We start from the raw sequence: 17,462 nt of genomic DNA, 5'->3' as shown, positions 1-17,462 counted from the left end.
GTCAGTCGCGGTAGCGCTTGGTCAGGTCGCCGTAGGCGTCGATGCGGCGGTCGCGCAGGAACGGCCAGATTCGGCGAACGTGCTCGCTGCGTTCCATGTCGACGTCGCAGATGAGCAACTCGCGGCCATCGGTGCCGGCTTGTGCGATGAACTCGCCCTGCGGCCCGGCCACGAAGCTCGAACCCCAGAACTGGATGCCACTGCCGACATTGGACGGATCCGCCTCGTAACCCGTGCGGTTGCACGAGAGCAGGGGCAGGCCGTTGGCGACGGCGTGGCCGCGTTGAACGGTGATCCAGGCGTCGCGCTGACGGGCTTTCTCGGCGTCGTCGTCGTTCGGGTCCCAGCCAATGGCGGTGGGATAGAACAGGATATCGGCGCCGGCAAGCGCCATCAGGCGCGCGGCTTCCGGATACCACTGGTCCCAGCACACCAGCACGCCGAGCTTGCCAACCGAGGTCTGGATCGGGTCGAAACCGAGGTCGCCCGGCGTGAAGTAGAACTTCTCGTAGAAGGCCGGGTCGTCGGGGATATGCATCTTGCGGTACTTGCCGGCGATCGCGCGCGAGCGATCGAAGACCACGGCGGTGTTGTGATAAAGCCCAGTGGCGCGCTTCTCGAAAATCGAGGCGATGACGACCAGCTTGAGCTCTTCGGCCAGCTTGCCGATGCGCTCGGTGCCCGGGCCGGGAATGGTCTCGGCGAGGTCGAAGACGTCCACGCTCTCGCGCTGGCAGAAGTACGGGCCGTTGTGCAGTTCCTGCAGCAGCACCAGTTCGACGCCAGCCTTCGCGGCTTCGCGCAGGCCAGCTTCGATGGCATCCAGGTTGGCGTCGCGGCTGCCGCGGTCGGTTTCCTGGAGCAGGGCGACCTTGAGGGTCTTGCGGGTCATCGGTTGTCTTCCTCAGGGTTACTGGGCAATCGCGGCGGGCAGCTGCATGGTGATGCAATGCAGGCTGCCGTTCTGCCAGATCAACGGGCGGCACGGCACCTGGACGACTTCGCGACCCGGGTGGGCCAGGCCGATGATCCGCGCTGCTTCCGCGTCCTTGCTGTCGCCATACGCGGGCACGAGTACCGCGCCATTGACGATCAGGTAGTTCGCGTAGGACGCCGCCAGGCGACGACCTTCGTCGAGGATCGGCTGCGCCCAGGGCAGCGGATGCAGCGGGTAGGGCTTGCCTTCCGGCGAACGCAGCGCGGCGAGTTCCGAGCCCATCTGGCCCAGTTCGGCGAAGTGCGGATCGCTTTGGTCGTCGCAAGCCTGGTACACGATGCCGCCGTCCTCGGAGAAGCGCGCCAGCGTGTCGATATGGGCGTCGGTGTCGTCGCCTTCAAGGTAACCGTGGTCCAGCCACAGCACGCGTTCGGCGTGCAGGGTGGTGGCGAGCGTCTCGGTCATCGTCTCGCGGGACAGCTCCGGATGGCGCTGGTTGAGGCACTTCCAGGTGGTCAGGATGGTGCCGCGGCCGTCGCTCTCGATGCCGCCGCCTTCCAGTGCCCAGTCGATGCGCTTGTGCGGCAGGCCCGAGAGCACGCCGCGTTCGAGCAGACCGGAGATCAGCGCGTCGTCCTGCTCGGCGCCGAACTTGCCGCCCCAGCCGGTGAAACGGTAATCGTTGAGCAGCACGCCGTCCGGGCCAGTGAGCGTGATCGGGCCCGAGTCACGCAGCCAGGTGTCGTCGTAGGGCAGTTCGATGAAGTGCACCCGCGAGAGGTCCGCACCGGCTGCGGTAATTGCCAGGCGGGCGCGCTCGCGCAGCGCGGCGTCGGCCACGATGATGTGCAGCGGTTCGAATCGGGTCACCGCGGTCGCCAGCGCCACATAGGTCGTCTCGACCTCGGCCAGGCGATCGGCCCAGTCGGTGTCCGCATGTGGCCAGGCGATCAGCACGCCGGCCTGCGGCTCCCATTCGGCGGGAAGTCGGTAAGAAGTGCGGTCGGTCATGGCGGGCGGGGGAGGCAGATGGGGAAGCCGGCTATTGTAGGGCTTCCGGGTTACACCTGCTTTAGTGGCGCTGGCTCGCCTTTGGCATTGCGTTGGGCTCGCTCTGCGTCGCGAGAGCCGGCGGGTGCCACCCTCGGGGCCACGACTGCGGCGTCCCGCTGGGGAGGGCCGCAAGAGCGGCCATTTGCTTATTGCCCTTCGGGCCGGGCCGGGCTTCGGCTGGGGGTTTTCGACGCGACTCCTGTCGCGTCGAAAACCTCCGGTGGGTCGCCGGCCCGGCCCGAAGGGCAATAGATAAACGGCCGCTCTTGCGGCCCTCCCCAGCGGGACGCCGCAGCGTGGCCCCGAGGGTGATACCCGCCGGCTCTTGCGACGCAAAGCGAGCGCAAACGCGACGCCGAAGGCGAGCCCGCCTCCGTACGTCGCAAAGAACCTTATTTCGGCGCTTGCGGGTTCGTATTGTTCCCTGCCGGCGTGTTCAGCACGGTGTGAACCACGTGGCTCTTCTCGAAATAGACGATGTAGCCCGGATACATCCAGCGGTTGATGACCGGCTGCTTGGCGCTGCCGCCGCCGCGGGCGTCGAGCTTGGAGGTGGGCGCGCCGAACTGGCGTTCCACCTCGGCCATGCTCATGCCCTTCTTGGGCAGGCTCATGCCCTTTTCCTGCTGGACACGCTGCATCAGCAGGCTGTCGGCATGAACCGAAGGCGCCACGGAGGCGGACACGATCGCCAGGGCGATCGCAGTGAAAACAGGCTTGAAGGTATTCATGATGGCTCCGTCGCGCTCCCCATGCGGCGCAAGACGCCGTTTTAACATGCCGCCCCATCGGGCGCCATGGGCGGCGTGTGCCGGGCGTCGCGGCTGTGTGCTGCGTCGCGTTTCGGCCCCGTCGGAGGGCGGGCCAGCTATCATGGGCAGTCGCTCATTGCAGTAACCCTATAAATGATCTCTTTTCGCAACCTCGCCCTGCGCCGGGGCAGCCGCACGCTGCTCTCGCAGATGGACCTCACCATCCAGAGCGGGTGGGCCCTTGGCGTCATCGGCCGTAACGGCTGTGGCAAGTCGACCCTGTTCGCCGCCCTGAAGGGCGAGCTCGAGCCGGAGGTCGGCGACCTGGACATGCCCTCGAAGATCCGCCTGGCTTCCGTGGCCCAGGAAACGCCGGCCTTGCCCGACCCGGCGATCGAGTACGTGCTCGGCGGCGACGTGGAAGTGGCTGCCGCGCTGAAGATGGAAGCCGATGCCTACGACGCGGAAGACTACGAAGCCGTGGCCCGGGCGAACATGCGCATCGAAGAGGTCAACGGCTACGACGCCCGTGCGCGTGCCGGACGCCTCATGCACGGCCTCGGGTTCAGCCCGGAGACCCACGAGCAGCCCGTCGCCTCGTTCTCGGGTGGCTGGCGTGTACGCCTGAACCTGGCGCGTGCGCTGATGGCGCCCTCGGACCTGCTTCTGCTCGATGAGCCGACTAACCATCTGGATCTCGATGCCGTGCTCTGGCTCGAAGAGTGGCTGCGCCGTTATCCGGGCACGCTGCTGATCATCTCGCACGATCGCGAATTCCTCGACGGCGTGATCTCGCACACGCTGCACCTGCACGAAGGCAAGGCCAAGCTCTACACCGGCGACTACACCGCCTTCGAACGCCAGCGTGCCGAACACCTGCGCCAGCAGCAGATCGCGCACGTGCGCGAACAGGCCGAGCGCGCGCATCTGCAGTCCTTTATCGACCGCTTCAAGGCCAAGGCTTCGAAAGCCAAGCAGGCGCAGTCGCGCATGAAGCGTCTGGAAAAGATGGCCGGTACCGAAGCCGTGCGCGCGGAGCGTTCCTTCAGCTTCACGTTCCCCACGCCCGACCGGTTGCCGACCTCCATGCTGCAGCTCGATCACATCGATGCAGGCTACGGCGATCACGTCGTGCTTCACGATATCGCCTTCGGCCTGGAGGCGGGCGACCGCATCGGCCTGCTCGGTCCGAACGGCGCCGGTAAGTCGACGATGGTGAAGTCCCTGGTCGGCGAGCTCGAGCCGATGGTCGGTGAGCGCACCTTCCACAAGGACATGAAGATCGGCTACTTCGCCCAGCACACGGTCGAAAGCCTGCACGAAGGCTGGAGCGCGTTCGACCATCTGCAGGAGAAAGCGCCGAACGCCGGCGCGCAGGTGCTGCGCGACTACCTGGGTACGTGGAATTTCCCGGCCGATCGCGTGTTCGAACCGGTCGACAAGTTTTCCGGTGGCGAACGCGCGCGTCTTGCACTGGCGCTGATCGCCTGGGATAAACCGAACCTGTTGCTGCTCGACGAACCGACCAACCATCTCGACCTCGACATGCGTGAAGCGCTGGCCGATGCGCTGGCTGAATTCGATGGCGCACTGGTACTGGTCTCGCATGATCGTCACCTTCTGGGCATGGTTTGCGACGAGTTCTGGCGCGTGGCCGACGGCAAGGCGGAAGCCTTCGACGGCGACCTCGACGACTACGCCAAGTGGCTGCGCACGCGTGGCACCACGCGCAAGACCGCTGCCGTCGCGTCGGCACCGCAGAACGCGCCGGTGCAGGAAGCCGCCAAGGAAAAGCGCAAGCTCAGCGCCGACGAGCGCGAGAAAGAGAAGCCGCTGCGTGCCCGCGTGAAAAAAATCGAGACGCTGATCGCGACGATGGACCAGGAACTCACCGACATTGAAGGCAAGCTCGCCGATCCGACGGTCTACGGTGGCAGCACGTCGGACCTGATGAAGCTCGGCCAGCGTCAGGCCGAGTTGCGTGGCGAGAAAGAAGCACTCGAGCTGGAATGGCTCGGGATCCTGGAACAGATCGAGGTCTGAGCATGAGCGCCGCCGTCAACGTCCTGCTGCCGAGTCGCGACAAGCTTCGCTACGTACCCGCCTTCGCGGCGTGGCTCGCGCGCGCCACCACGTTGCCTGCGGCGCTGCCCGGTTACCTCGTTGCCACGGCAGAACAGTTCCACTGGCCGAGTGGCCCGCTCCCGGCCGCCGCGCTCATCCGTCAGTCGGTGGCCGGTGATGCCGGCGACGCGTTGTGGCTCTCTGCGGATCCCGCCTGGGTGCAGCCGGAACTCAATGGCGCGCGCCTGCTCGCCTGCGGCAATCTTGGCCTGCGTCCCGAAGAGTCGATGGCGCTGGTCACTGCGCTCGCCGAGACCTTTGAAGCCGAAGGCATGAAGCTGCTCGTCGGCGATTCACAGCACTGGCAGTTGCGCCTGCCCAAGTATGTCGACGTTCCCTCGTTCCCCGAGCCGGAGGAGGCCCTGGGCGCCGACCTGTTCGAGCAGCTTCCCAAGGGCGAGGAAGGCCGGCGCTGGCGCGCGCTGATCAACGAGGCGCAGGTGGTGCTGCATAACCATCCGGTCAATGCCGCGCGTGTAGCGCGTGGCCTGCCGCCGGTCAATAGCGTGTGGCTGTGGGGTGCCGGTGCCTTGCCCGACTGGGTCGAGTGCGGCCTCGGCCGTATCTACAGTGACGATTTGCTCGCCTGGGCGCTAGGCCATCGCGCGAACGTCGATGTCCAACCTCGCTCCGCTTTTGTGGACTCTTCTGCTGGGACTGCTTCTGTGGGAGCCGCTTCAGCGGCGAATGGGGTTCGTGGCAAGGTTGCTATCGCCGCTAAAGCGGCTCCCACAGAGGTGGCTTACAGCCTGCTCGACCTCCAGGACATCCAACCCGCCGAGTTCGAACAGGTCTGGTGGCCCGCCATCGAAACCCGCCTCGAAGCCGGCACCGACATTCGCCTCGCCTTCGCCGACGGCCAGCGCATGGTCGTACGCAAGAGCCACCGCCTGCGCTTCTGGCGCAAGGCATGACCGGGCGCGTCTGGCGTCAGCGTCTGGCCGCCGCCGCACCGAGCGGCTGGCCGCCGCATGTACATCCGGTTATCCAGCGCATCTACGCCGCGCGTGGCGTATCCACGCCTGACGGAGCCGAGCATCGCCTCGCGAGGATGCTCTCGCCGACATTACTGGGTGGCATGGACGCGGCCGTTGCCTTGCTGATGGAAACCATCGCGAGTGACAAGCACATCGTCATCGCAGGCGATTACGACTGCGACGGCGCCACCGGCACGGCGGTGGCCGAGCGTGGCCTGCGCCTGCTGGGCGCGCGGCATGTTCGCCACGTGGTGCCCAATCGTTTCGTCCACGGCTATGGCCTGAGCGAAGCACTGGTTGCTTCGCTTGACCCGTCGCCCGATCTCATCGTCACCGTCGATAACGGCGTGGCGAGCGTCGCTGGTGTCGCCGCGGCACGCGCACGCGATATCGCCGTACTGATTACCGATCATCATCTGCCGGGCGATACCTTACCCGACGCTCATGCGATGGTTAACCCGAACCTTGCCGGTGACGGCTTCCCGAGCAAGGCACTCGCCGGCGTCGGCGTGATGTTCTATCTGTTGCTGGCGCTGCGCGCCGCGATGCGCGAGGCCGGTCACTTCGCCGGTGGCGAGCCGGACCTGAGCGCGTTGCTCGATCTGGTCGCGCTCGGTACCGTTGCCGATCTGGTACCGCTCGATTTCAACAACCGGGTGCTGGTCGAAGCAGGACTGAAGCGCATGCGCGCCGGCAAAGCCTGTGCCGGCATTACCGCCCTGATCGAAGCGAGCGGCCGCTCGTTGGCGACCGTTGGCGCGACCGATCTCGCCTTCGCTATCGGTCCTCGACTCAACGCGGCCGGCCGTCTCGAAGACATGTCGCTAGGCGTCGCCTGCCTGCTCACCGATGACGTGGGCATGGCCCGTCGTTACGCCGAGCAGCTGTCGACGATCAACCAGGAACGCCGCGAGATGCAGGCGGGCATGGTCGAAGAAGCCGAAGTCATGGTGGCGCGTGCAGCGCACATCGACTCGGTGGGGGTCGCACTATTCGACGAAGGCTGGCATCCCGGCATCGTTGGCCTTATTGCCTCCAAGCTCAAGGAAAAGCTGCATCGCCCGGTGATGGCATTCGCACCGGCCGGTGACGATAGCGACGAGCTGCGTGGATCGGCGCGTTCGATTCCCGGCTTCCACATTCGCGACGCGCTGGCGGAAATCGACGCGAAGCATCCCGGACTGATCCTGCGCTTCGGTGGCCACGCCATGGCTGCCGGTCTGAGTATGCATGCCAGCAACTTCGATCGCTTTGCAGCTGCATTTGACGCGACCGCGCGCACGCATCTCGACGATGAGCGCCTCCAGGCGCTCGTCCACACCGATGGCGAACTCGACTACCGCGACCACACCCTCGATCTGGCCAGGCAGATCCGCTATACCGGTCCGTGGGGCCAGGGCTTCCCGCCACCGATCTTCGAAGCGCGCTTCGAATGCGCCTCGTGGAAACCGATGGGCAGCCGCCATCTGCGCTTGCAGCTGCGCCACACGCAGGGTGGTGCGCCGCTCGACGCCGTGATGTTCAATTGCTACGACGGCACGCCGCCGCCGGATCGCATGCGCGTGGCATATGAGTTATCGGTCAATGACTGGCAGGGCAGGGAGAGTTTGCGGTTGTTGCTGACGCATATGGAACCGGCGGGCTGAGTCCAACGGTTCGACGCGCGGAGTAACCGCTTTGCCGCAGCCGCGTAGAACGCGCTGAACAATGCTCCTAGGCTGGGCTCACCTTCAGTCTCAGGGATACAACGGAATGCTTTCTCGCACCCTTGTCACGTTTGCCACCGCACTGCTCATTGCGCCTCTCGCCCAGGCCGCCGTGCCATCGCCTGCCGCGGCGAAGACGGACATAAACCAGCTCGTCGAGACCTTCAAGGCTGCCATCCTCGCGAAGGATGGCAAGAAGCTCGACACGCTTTTCGTCGCCGAAAGCAGTAGCTGGTTCTCCGCACTGGACCAGACCTCGCTCGAGCAGATGCGCGCGAAGAAGCCCGACGCCAAGCGCTTCAGGGCGGAGCCGGATGCCTATAAGGGCTTTACGAAGTTCGTCGGCAGCACGACCCATGCCATCGAAGAGAAGTTCGACAACGTGCGCATCGACACGGATGGCACGGTGGGCTCGGTGTATTTCGACTATGTGTTCCTTCTCGACGGCAAGCCGACCAACCATGGGAATGAGACCTGGCAGGTAGTGCGCACCGACGACGGCTGGAAGATCAACGCGATGCTTTATTCGATCATTCTGGATCCTGCGAAATGATCGCTCGGCGCGTGTTTCTGGTCGGCTTTCTCGACCTGGTGGCGAGCGGAGCGCATGCCGCCTGCCTGGAACGCGGTGTCGAGCCCGGTCCAACGGCCGTGGTCGACGCGCAGTTCGCCTACTACAACGCGCATAACGTCGAAGCCTTCGCCGGTTGCTATGCCGAGAACGTGGAGATGGTCTACCTTGATAGTTCGCAGCCGGCGATCCGGGGACGGGCGGAACTTCTCGAGAAGTTCGCCTTCCTCAGGACGATGCCCAAGGAGATGGGTGTGCAGATCGTCCAGCGCACGCTTGCCGGCCCTACGGTGATCGACAAAGAACATGTCGTCGGATTGCCCTCGGGCAAGGTCGTGCCCGATATGGCGGCGATCTACGAGGTACGCGATGGCCAGATCGTGAAGGTCTGGTTTCCGCCGAGCCATTGATTGCCCATATGTCGGTCAGGCCCAAGAGGTTGCCCGATAAACCTCGGGTAAACCTGCCGCCCCGTCCACATCCGTGAGACGGCGCCCGCCTAATCTCGCCTCATGGCGATGGTTCACTGGGTCCAGATGGGGGAACGGCAGTACGCGATCCTGGAAGGGACGTCGCGGGCCTTTGCCCGGGTGAGCCCGCAGGACGGTGACTGGGTCGTACGCTGGCGCTACGGGCCGCGGCGCGGGCAAGGCACCACCATGCGGGGCGTTTCCCTCATGCAGCGCATGGTGATGCGCTGGGCGGAACACAACGAAGCCCGCCTCAGGAAGCTGATTCCCGCGCCGGGTCGGACCTACGAACCGCCTTCAGACCTTGAACGCTACTTCTACGACGCCATCTGGCCGGGCTATGTGCCGGCATCGCGCTGCCCGCCACGTGCCCCATTGACCCGGACGCCTCCCTCCCACACATAGGGTGCATCACTTAACCCGTCCCCTTAGCAGGTGGCACCCATGTCCCCCGATCGTTTTGTCCTGGCCATTCAGAACGCCGTGGTCCGCGACAACCTCGCGGTCTACGACGAGATGTTTCGCACCACGCCGGTGGAATGTGCCGTGGATCCCCTGTGGATCCGCGCCCTGACGATGTTCAATTCGCTCGACGACGAGGGCAAGGAGACGCTCATCGAAGTGATCCGCAACATCATGATCGACACGACGGCAAACCTGCTCGGCATCGTCGACGGTTGCTGCCCCGTATCGGGCATCGAGGCCGACGTGACGCTGTCGGTCGGTGGGCATCCCATCGGCGGCGAACTCCAGGAACTCTTCCTGGAATTGAACGAAACCGGCTGACGCACCGGCACGACACTGGCACACTCGGCCTTCGCTTCATGCAAGGTCTTCCATGCGTTCCCAAGCCCTCAAGGCGGTGGCGATCGCGCTGCTCTCGGCGCTGTTCTTCACGCTCACTTATGTCCTCAACCGTGCCGTCGTCAGTGGCGGCGGCCATTGGCAATGGGCGGTGATCCTCCGTTACCTGATCACACTGCCGTTGCTGGCGGTGGTGCTGCCGTTCCAGGGCGGGTTCGGTGCCTTACCGCACGAGTTGCGTACGCATGCGCGCCAGTGGCTGACGTGGAGCAGCGTGGGCTTCGTGTTGTTCGGGGTGCCCCTGACGTGGGCGGCAAGTAGCGGGCCGTCATGGCTTGTTGCAGGTAGTTTCCAGACCACGGTGCTTGCGGGCCCCTTGCTCGCGCCCTTCATCTATCGTGATGAACGGGCGCGCTGGCATGTCGCCGCGTTGTCCATCGGCGTGTTGATCGTTCTCGGCGTGATGTTGCTGCAGTTTGGCCATTCGCATGGGGCGCTGGACGCCTCGGCCTGGCTCGCCGTGGGTGCGGTCGTGTTTGCCGCGTTTGCCTATCCGCTGGGCAACCGGATGATCCTGCTGCACCTGGAACGCACGGGGACGAAGCTGGGCGCGGTGCAGCGGGTATTCGGCATGACGCTGGCGAGTTGGCCGTTATGGTTACTGATCGCCGTCGTCACATGGATCACCATCGGGCCACCGACGCTCCGCGAGGCGCTGCTGGCCGGCGGCGTGGCGTTGTCGTCGGGCGTCATCGCCACGGTGCTGTTTTTCCATGCCACCGAGATGGTAGGGCGGCAGCCGACGGCGCTGGCCGGCGTCGAGGCCATGCAGGCGGCGGAGTTGCTCTTTGCGACGTTGATCGGTGTGATCTTCCTGCACGAAGCGGTCCCCGGGCCGACGGCCGCCCTGGGTGCCGTGGCCATCATCGTCGGTATCGCCTTGTTCGCCTGGGTCAGTGGCAGGGAAAGCGCCCCTGACGCCGAGGCAGCGGTGGCCGACCGTGGTGCTTGACGCCACCGCCACGCGTGAAGCGTAGGCTGCAAGCGAATCCAGGAGACATCGCCATGAAATCGCTCACGCTCGCGTTGCTGCTCGGCCTCCCGCTGATGGCTTCGGCGCAGACCCCGGGCACACACGGTCATGCCGCACCGCTGCCTGAACCGATGAAGCGATTCGCATGGCGGGACGAGGCGGCCGGTTACACGTTCGTCGCACCGCCGCGCTGGGCAGGAAAGGTGAAGGCCGTGCCGCTGGATTCGAAGGCGCTGGCGAAGTCGGGCGCCACCAGCGGGGTGCGGTTCGTTGCCGGGTCGAAAACCTTGCTGGTCTTGCTGGCGACGGATGAGGTTCGGTCGAACGCCTTGGTGGCGACGGGTAACCGCGAGTTGTCCCGGTATGACGGGCACGTGGTGGCGGTAAAGGCCGAGGCGGATGCGGGGGACCTGGCGTTGACCGACGCGGAGCTGGCGTCGGCGGTTGAGTGGGATGGGGGGCAGTCGGGGACGGTTGCGCGGTGAGGCGGGCACCTTATCGCCGATGAATCGGCTCCCACATAAGACCTGCCAATCATCCGATGAGGCCCATCATCCGATGAGGCCCAGCTCTCTGTGGGAGCCGATTCATCGGCGATCCCTGCGCAGCGCGACCGAAACGATTGATACGTTGCACCTATGGAATCGGTGCCTGCGCTATCTCGATCCGACTCAATTCAGGGATTAGCCTTGTCATATGGCTCATTCCCTGGAGGTTCCCGTGGACGGCTCATCGTCCGCTGCGCCGGCGGTTGTCGTGGATCGGCGCATTCGTCATGGCACGCCGGCGTTCCGGCGTACCAACCTGGCGTTGTTCTCGTCGGGTTTCGCCACGTTCGGTCTGCTGTATTGCGTGCAGCCCTTACTGCCGGCGTTCTCGCGCGCCTTTTCGCTGGACGCGGCGTCAAGCAGCCTGTCGCTATCACTGACGACGGGCGTGCTCGCCGTATCGATGTTGTTCGCCGGTGCGATCTCGGATGTGTTCGGTCGCAAACCGATCATGCTGGCGTCGTTACTTGGCTCATCGCTGTTGGTGCTGTTGAGCGCCATGGCGCCGAACTGGGGCTCGTTCCTCGTCCTGAGGGCGCTGCTCGGCATCACCCTGGCGGGCTTGCCCGCCGTGGCAATGACTTACGTAAGCGAAGAGATCCACGGTGACTCGCTGGGCTTCGCCATGGGCCTCTACATCGGCGGCAATGCCATCGGCGGCATGGGTGGTCGATTGATCTCCGGCTTCGCGGCGGATCACGCCTCGTGGCGCGTGGCGGTGGCGATCATCGGCGCACTGGGCCTGATCGCGTCGGTGCTCGTCGCCCGCGGCTTGCCTGCATCGGTGCACTTCGAGAAACGTCGTGCTCATCCACGCGAGCTGCTCGCTTCGTTCGGTTCCCTCTGGCGCGACAAGGGATTGCCCTGGCTGTTTGCCGAGGGCTTCCTGCTGATGGGTGCCTTTGTCACCATCTATAACTACGTTGCCTATCGTCTTCTCGCAGCGCCGTTCTCGCTGTCGCAATCGCATGTCGGCGCCGTGTTCATGGTCTACGTCGTGGGCGTGGCGAGCTCGGCGTGGATGGGTAAGGTGGCCGACCGGCTCGGACGTCCGCGCGTACTCTGGACTACCTTCGTGATCATGCTGGCAGGCGTCGTACTGACGGCGAGTTCATCGCTGTGGGCGATCGTGGCCGGCATTGCGATGATGACCTTCGGTTTCTTCGGCGGCCACTCAATTGCCAGCGGCTGGGTGGGCAAGCGCGCAACGTTCGCACGCGCGCATGCCTCTTCGTTCTACCTGTTCTCGTACTACATGGGCTCGAGTATCGCCGGCTCGCTTGGTGGCATCGCGTGGACTCACGCGGGGTGGAATGGTGTCGTTGCGTATGTTGCCGTGTTGGTCGTCGCCGGCCTCGCCATTGCGCTGAAGCTACGCCGCCTCAGGCCTTCAGCATCAGCTGCATGAAGGCTTTCACCAGCGGCGACGTGTCGCTTCGGCGGTGCACCAGATAGAGCGCGCTTGCCGCATCGGGCGATTCGATGGGTACGTAGGCCACGCCTTCGACATGCACCTGACTCATGGACTGAGGAAGCACGGCAACGCCGAGCCCGGCGGCGACCAGGCCAACCATGGTGGAGGACTCGCCGGCCTCCTGGGCAACGCGTGGCGCGAAGCCTGCCCGGCGACACATGGCCTGGACCTGCGCGGCGACACCCGTGCCAGCGTTTCGGCTGAACACGACGAACGGCTCCTCGGCGAGTTGCTCGACACGCACGCGCGGTCGGCGGCCTTTTGCCAGCGGATGATCAGCGCGCAGCACCGCAACCAGTGGATCCTCCACCAGCTTGCGCGCGATCAGTGCCGGCGGCAGATCGGTGCCGCGAATCAGCCCCACTTGCTGGCTTCCGTCGAGCAACCGTTCGATCTGCTGCAGGGTATTGTGTTCCTTCAGCACCAGGCGCACGGCCGGAAAGGCCTCTCGAAACGCACGAACAGCACGAGGAAAGCGCGCTATCAACGGCGTGCTCTGCGTAAACCCGACATGCAGTTCACCGATCTCGCCACGTTCGGCGCGGCGAGCAAGATCGCCGGCTTCGTCGACGCGTGAAAGGATGTCCCGGGCGGCATCGAGGTAAACGCGCCCCGCATCGGTCAGCTCCACGCGCCGGTTGGTCCGCCGCAGCAACCTCAAGCCAAGCATGCCTTCGAGATCGCGTATCTGCTGACTGAGCGGCGGCTGGGAAATACCCAGCCGCTCGGCGGCGCGACTGAAATGCAGCTCATCGGCTACGGCGATGAAGTAACGCAGGTGCCGTAGCTCGATGCTCATGGGATCAGTCGGGGCGAACGCGGATCAGGCCTTCCTGCGCCGTGGAGGCGACGAGCCGGCCGTCACGCGTGTAGATCATGCCGCGTGCGAGACCGCGCGCACCCTGCGAGGTCGGGCTGTCGAATGAGTACAACAGCCACTCGTCGATGCGGAACGGACGATGGAACCACAGTGCGTGGTCCAGGCTCGCCATCTGCATGTTGCGGGTGAGGTAGGAGATGCCGTGCGGCAGCGTCGCCGTGCCGATCAGATGGAAGTCGGAAGCGTAGGCGAGTAGCGCCTGGTGCAGTGCCTGCGTGTCTTCGATCGGCGCGGTCAGCCGGAACCAGATGTGCTGGTAGGGCGGACGCTTGGCCGGACGCATTTCGTCGCGTGGCCACACGTGGCGAAATTCGAATGGACCGTTGATGCCGAGCCAGCGCTGGGTCTTCTCTGGCAGCTTGGCCACCTGCTCGGCGTTCATCGCGTGCATCGGTTCGATGTCTTCCGGCGCAGGCACTTCCGGCATCGTCATCTGGTGCTCATAGCCGGTTTCCGGCTCCTGGAACGAGATGGACCCGTTGAGGATGGGCTGGCCGTGCTGGATGGCGACCACGCGACGCGACGAAAACGAACCGCCGTCGCGCGTGCGTTCCACGCTGTAGACGATCGGTGCGTTGATGTCGCCGGCACGCAGGAAATAGGCATGCAGCGAGTGCGCTTCACGCTTGGCGTCCACGGTGCGCTGCGCGGCCGAGAGTGCCTGGCCGAGCACCTGGCCACCGAAGACGAAGCGTGTGCCGATGTCCCGACTCTGGCCACGGAAGAGGTTGTCTTCCAGGCGTTCGAGTTCGAGGAGGTCGACGAGTTCGCCGACGTGAGTTTCCGACATGAGAGTGCCTTCTGAACGGGGCGCGATGGAGCGCGAAGTATAGCGGGGGTCAGCCTTCGATCCGGCCCAGGCGCCCGGCGTCATAGGCGCGGACCCAGGGGAACTGCGGACCGGGATCGCGCTTGCGCGGCACTTCGTTCTCGGGGTCGTCGCTGGACGGGACCATGGCGGTGTCCAGGTCTTCGTGGCCGGCGATGTGCCTGAGCGAGGGGAAACGTCCGACCAGATGATCGAGCAGGGCGCGCAGGGCGGCAATCTGCACCTCCGGGTACGGCTCGGTCATGGTCTGCTTCGCCGAATGGAACCAGTCCGGGTAACGCCCCGTATTGACCAGCTCGATGCCGATGGAGCGCGGGTTATAGCCGCGGGTGTGATGGGCGACGCGTAGCGGATCCACGTAGCAGAGCACGGCGCCGTCCCGGTCGACGTAGTAATGGCCACTGTTGCCGGCCCCGGTGTCGTACAGCACCTTCTCGCCGTACTCCCGGGCCATGGCCAGGTCGGGCAGCTCGGTGCAGTGGATGACCACGAGGTCGATGGTTTCCGCAGCCCGTTCAGGCAGGCGGGCGACATAGGGCAAGGGGGTGTCGAGAATGTCGATCATGGCGCTTTGATAACATAGCCGGTCATTCCGCGTCCGGAGACCGCCATGCGCGGCCACATCATTCTTTCCCACGGTTCCGATTCGGGCCCCGACGCCACCAAGGTGAGCGCCCTGGCGGCCCTGGCCGAATCGCAGGGCTGGACCACGGTCCGCCCCGATTACCGTGAGGACGACATCCGCGGCTATGCCGGCAGCATCGACCCGCGCCTGGCCCAGCTGGCGAAGGCCATCGCGGCCTCGCCGGTGCCCCCGGTCCTGGTGGGCTCGAGCATGGGCGCCTTCGTCTCGGGGCTGGCCTCGCTGGACGCGCCGGTAGCCGGCCTGTTCCTGCTGGCCCTGCCGACATCCATCCCGGGCTACCCTCGCGAGTTCTCGATCCGGGCCGATGTGCCCTCGTTCCTTGTCCATGGCTATGCCGACGACGTCTGCCCCCTGGACGAGGCGCTGGCCTTTGCCCGTGACCACGCCATTCCCGCCCTGCTCGTGCAGGACGACCACCGCCTAGGCGCCACCTTGCCCGACATCGAAGCCGAGTTCCTTCGCTTCCTGGGGAACCTCGCATGACCAAGTTCTTTGCCACCTGCCCGAAAGGCCTCGAATACCTGCTGAAGGACGAGCTGATCGCCATCGGCGCCGGCGACGTGCGTGAAGCGCTGGCCGGTGTCGCCTTCACCGGCTCGATCGAAACCGCCTACCGCGCCTGCCTGTGGTCGCGCATGGCCAGCCGCATCCTGTTGCCGCTGGCCGAGTTCGACGCGGCCGACCCGGACCAGCTCTATGCCGGTATCCAGGACATCGACTGGTCCGAGCACCTGGCCCCGCACGGCACCCTGGCGGTGGACGCCAATACGGCGATGAGCAAGCTCACCCACAGCCAGTTCATCGCGCTGAAGACCAAGGACGCGATCGTCGACCAGTACCGGGCCGCGACCGGTTCGCGCCCGGACGTCGACCCGGAAGAGCCGGACCTTCGCATCAACGTCCGTGTGCGCCGCGATCGCGCCACGCTGTCGATCGACCTTTCCGGCCTGCCGCTGCACCGCCGTAACTGGCGTGAGGAGCAGGGCGAGGCCCCGCTCAAGGAGAATCTGGCCGCGGCGATGCTGGTTCGCGCGCAGTGGCCGCGGATTTACGCCGAAGGCGGCGCGCTGGTCGATCCCATGTGCGGGTCCGGCACGCTGCTGATCGAGGGCGCGCTCATGGCCGCGGACGTCGCCCCCGGCCTGCGCCGCGACTATTACGGCTTCCTCGGCTGGGCCAGGCACGATTATTCGCTGTGGCGCTCGATCTACGACGAGGCCAAGGCCCGCGCCGACGAAGGCCTTCGGAACCTGCGCCCGGTGTTCTTCGGCAGCGACTCCGACCCACACATGGTTCAGACCACCAAGCGCAACGCCCAGAATGCGGGCGTGGCCGGTTTCTTCCACCTGGATCGCCGCGATGCCATCCACGTCGAGCCGCCGCCGGAAACGCCGCTCGGCCTGGTCATCACCAACCCGCCCTACGGCGAGCGCCTGGGTGACCGCGCCGAACTGCCGGCGCTCTACCGCGACCTCGGTCAGGCCCTGAAGGACCGCTTCGCCGGCTGGCGCGCCGCCGTGCTGGCCGGCGACGACGAGCTCGGCCGCGCCCTACGCCTAAGCCCGGACAAGCGCTACGTGCTGTTCAACGGCGCGCTGGAAACGCCGCTACTGACCTTCGCCCTGCGTGCCCGCGACGAAGCGCCGCGCGAGGCCAAGCCCCTGTCCGACGGCGCGCAGATGCTGAAGAACCGGCTGGACAAGAATGTCCGCCATCTGCGCAAGCGCCTGGGCCGCGAGGGCATCACCTGCTGGCGCGCGTACGACCAGGACCTGCCCGAATACGCGGCGGCCATCGACGTCTACGAAGACTGGCTGCACATCCAGGAGTACAAGGCGCCGCTGGATGTACCGGTGGACGTCGCGCGCATCCGCATGCGCGAGATCGTTCGCGTGGCGGGCGAGGTGCTCGAGATTCCGCGTGACCGCATCGCGGTCAAGACGCGCGAGCGCGGCAAGGGTGGCTCCAAGTACGGCCAGTTCGACCAGAAGGGCGAATTCATCGAGGTGCACGAAGGCGGACTGAAGTTCCTGATCAATCCCACCGACTACCTCGACACCGGCCTGTTCCTCGACCACCGCCTGGTGCGCGCCAAGATCCGGGAACTTGCCGCCGGCAAGCATTTCCTCAACCTGTTTGCCTACACCGGCACGGCGAGCGTTTACGCTGCCGCGGGCGACGCCCGGGATACCACCACGGTCGATCTTTCCGGGACGTACCTGGACTGGGCGTCGCGCAATCTCGACCTGAACGGCTACAACGGCGCTCGTCACCGCCTGGTCCAGGAAGACGCGCTGACCTTCCTCGAGAAGCGCTCCATGCAGTACGGCCTGATCTACGTGGACCCGCCGACCTTCTCCAACTCCAAGAAGGCCGACGACTTCGACGTGCAGCGCGACCACGTCAAGCTGTTGCTGGCCTGCAACGAACGTCTGTTGCCGGACGGGGTGATCGTTTTCTCCAATAACTTCCGTCGGTTCCAGCTTGATCGAGCCGCCCTGGAACCCCATTTCCAGATTGAAGACTGGAGTGCACCGAGCATCCCGTTCGACTTCTCCCGCCGCCATAACATCCATGGCTGCTGGCTGCTTCGGAAGCCGTACGTGAACCCGTGGAAAACGTGAACGGGCGGTGGAGAAAACTTCAGTCCGGATTCAG

At 65.4% G+C, this 17,462-nt stretch carries 17 protein-coding genes; 11 read left to right on the top strand and 6 right to left on the bottom strand.

Translation table 11 applies throughout. The features are described from left to right. Window position 1: 1 nt before the first annotated feature. From C8J98_RS11010 to C8J98_RS11000, 3 genes are all read right to left on the bottom strand, one after another. Window positions 2–892 (bottom strand): carbon-nitrogen hydrolase, encoded by an 891-nt coding sequence (locus C8J98_RS11010; protein ID WP_107913244.1) that lies wholly within the window; start codon window positions 890–892, stop codon window positions 2–4. Between the two features lie 18 nt (window positions 893–910). Beyond that, the gene (locus C8J98_RS11005; protein ID WP_107913243.1) at window positions 911–1,948 is read right to left on the bottom strand and encodes an agmatine deiminase family protein; all 1,038 of its coding nucleotides are present in this window, start codon (window positions 1,946–1,948) and stop codon (window positions 911–913) included. 434 nt (window positions 1,949–2,382) lie between these two features. Beyond that, window positions 2,383–2,721 carry a hypothetical protein gene (locus tag C8J98_RS11000; protein WP_063572662.1) on the bottom strand — a complete coding sequence of 113 codons (339 nt, stop codon included), beginning with the start codon at window positions 2,719–2,721 and terminating at the stop codon, window positions 2,383–2,385. A 174-nt stretch (window positions 2,722–2,895) separates the two neighbouring features. On the opposite strand from C8J98_RS11000, the gene abc-f reads away from it, so the two are divergent. From abc-f to C8J98_RS10950, 9 genes are all read left to right on the top strand, one after another. Continuing rightward, window positions 2,896–4,785, top strand: a complete 1,890-nt coding sequence (gene abc-f / locus C8J98_RS10995; protein ID WP_107913242.1) for a ribosomal protection-like ABC-F family protein — start codon at window positions 2,896–2,898, stop codon at window positions 4,783–4,785. Window positions 4,786–4,787: 2 nt separating this feature from the next. Beyond that, complete coding sequence (locus C8J98_RS10990; RefSeq protein WP_107913241.1) at window positions 4,788–5,780, top strand: phosphoglycerate mutase; 993 nt, start codon at window positions 4,788–4,790, stop codon at window positions 5,778–5,780. After that, window positions 5,777–7,489 (top strand): single-stranded-DNA-specific exonuclease RecJ, encoded by a 1,713-nt coding sequence (recJ, locus tag C8J98_RS10985; RefSeq protein ID WP_107913240.1) that lies wholly within the window; start codon window positions 5,777–5,779, stop codon window positions 7,487–7,489. Before C8J98_RS10990 ends, recJ begins: the two co-directional genes overlap by 4 nt. 106 nt (window positions 7,490–7,595) lie before the next feature. Continuing rightward, complete coding sequence (locus C8J98_RS10980) at window positions 7,596–8,102, top strand: hypothetical protein (RefSeq protein WP_107913239.1); 507 nt, start codon at window positions 7,596–7,598, stop codon at window positions 8,100–8,102. Further along, the gene (locus C8J98_RS10975) at window positions 8,099–8,530 is read left to right on the top strand and encodes a nuclear transport factor 2 family protein (protein WP_107913238.1); all 432 of its coding nucleotides are present in this window, start codon (window positions 8,099–8,101) and stop codon (window positions 8,528–8,530) included. Before C8J98_RS10980 ends, C8J98_RS10975 begins: the two co-directional genes overlap by 4 nt. A gap of 504 nt (window positions 8,531–9,034) precedes the next feature. After that, a complete protein-coding gene (locus C8J98_RS10965; protein ID WP_107913236.1) occupies window positions 9,035–9,376 on the top strand; it encodes a hypothetical protein in 342 nt (113 codons plus the stop codon). Between the two features lie 52 nt (window positions 9,377–9,428). Continuing rightward, a complete protein-coding gene (locus C8J98_RS10960) occupies window positions 9,429–10,406 on the top strand; it encodes a multidrug resistance efflux transporter family protein (protein ID WP_107913235.1) in 978 nt (325 codons plus the stop codon). A 53-nt stretch (window positions 10,407–10,459) separates the two neighbouring features. After that, the gene (locus C8J98_RS10955) at window positions 10,460–10,912 is read left to right on the top strand and encodes a hypothetical protein (protein WP_107913234.1); all 453 of its coding nucleotides are present in this window, start codon (window positions 10,460–10,462) and stop codon (window positions 10,910–10,912) included. Window positions 10,913–11,123: 211 nt separating this feature from the next. Then, window positions 11,124–12,383 carry an MFS transporter gene (locus C8J98_RS10950; protein ID WP_107913233.1) on the top strand — a complete coding sequence of 420 codons (1,260 nt, stop codon included), beginning with the start codon at window positions 11,124–11,126 and terminating at the stop codon, window positions 12,381–12,383. Here C8J98_RS10950 and C8J98_RS10945 read toward each other — a convergent pair. Genes C8J98_RS10945 through C8J98_RS10935 form a run of 3 tightly spaced genes read right to left on the bottom strand, consistent with a single transcriptional unit; the run spans window position 12,358 to window position 14,723 of the window. Continuing rightward, window positions 12,358–13,248 (bottom strand): LysR family transcriptional regulator, encoded by an 891-nt coding sequence (locus C8J98_RS10945; protein ID WP_199229888.1) that lies wholly within the window; start codon window positions 13,246–13,248, stop codon window positions 12,358–12,360. The two genes, C8J98_RS10950 and C8J98_RS10945, sit on opposite strands and share 26 nt — an antisense overlap. 4 nt (window positions 13,249–13,252) lie before the next feature. Then, the gene (gene tesB, locus C8J98_RS10940) at window positions 13,253–14,119 is read right to left on the bottom strand and encodes an acyl-CoA thioesterase II (RefSeq protein ID WP_107913232.1); all 867 of its coding nucleotides are present in this window, start codon (window positions 14,117–14,119) and stop codon (window positions 13,253–13,255) included. 49 nt (window positions 14,120–14,168) lie between these two features. Next, window positions 14,169–14,723, bottom strand: coding sequence for an N-acetylmuramoyl-L-alanine amidase (locus C8J98_RS10935; RefSeq protein ID WP_107913231.1), 555 nt, complete (start codon window positions 14,721–14,723; stop codon window positions 14,169–14,171). 45 nt (window positions 14,724–14,768) lie between these two features. Between C8J98_RS10935 and C8J98_RS10930 the strand changes: the two genes are divergently transcribed. Together C8J98_RS10930 and rlmKL are read left to right on the top strand one after the other, a co-directional pair. Further along, entirely contained in the window at window positions 14,769–15,287 is a 519-nt protein-coding gene (locus C8J98_RS10930; protein WP_107913230.1) for an alpha/beta fold hydrolase, read from the top strand. Further along, on the top strand, window positions 15,284–17,428 hold the full coding sequence (gene rlmKL, locus C8J98_RS10925) for a bifunctional 23S rRNA (guanine(2069)-N(7))-methyltransferase RlmK/23S rRNA (guanine(2445)-N(2))-methyltransferase RlmL (protein WP_107913229.1): 2,145 nt from the start codon (window positions 15,284–15,286) through the stop codon (window positions 17,426–17,428). Before C8J98_RS10930 ends, rlmKL begins: the two co-directional genes overlap by 4 nt. Window positions 17,429–17,462 lie beyond the last annotated feature (34 nt).

This window comes from Luteibacter sp. OK325 (assembly GCF_003050935.1).
In the GTDB taxonomy this organism is placed as follows: Bacteria; Pseudomonadota; Gammaproteobacteria; order Xanthomonadales; family Rhodanobacteraceae; genus Luteibacter.
Note: the sequence above shows the minus strand (reverse complement) of the source record. Positions and strands in the feature narration are given on the sequence as shown.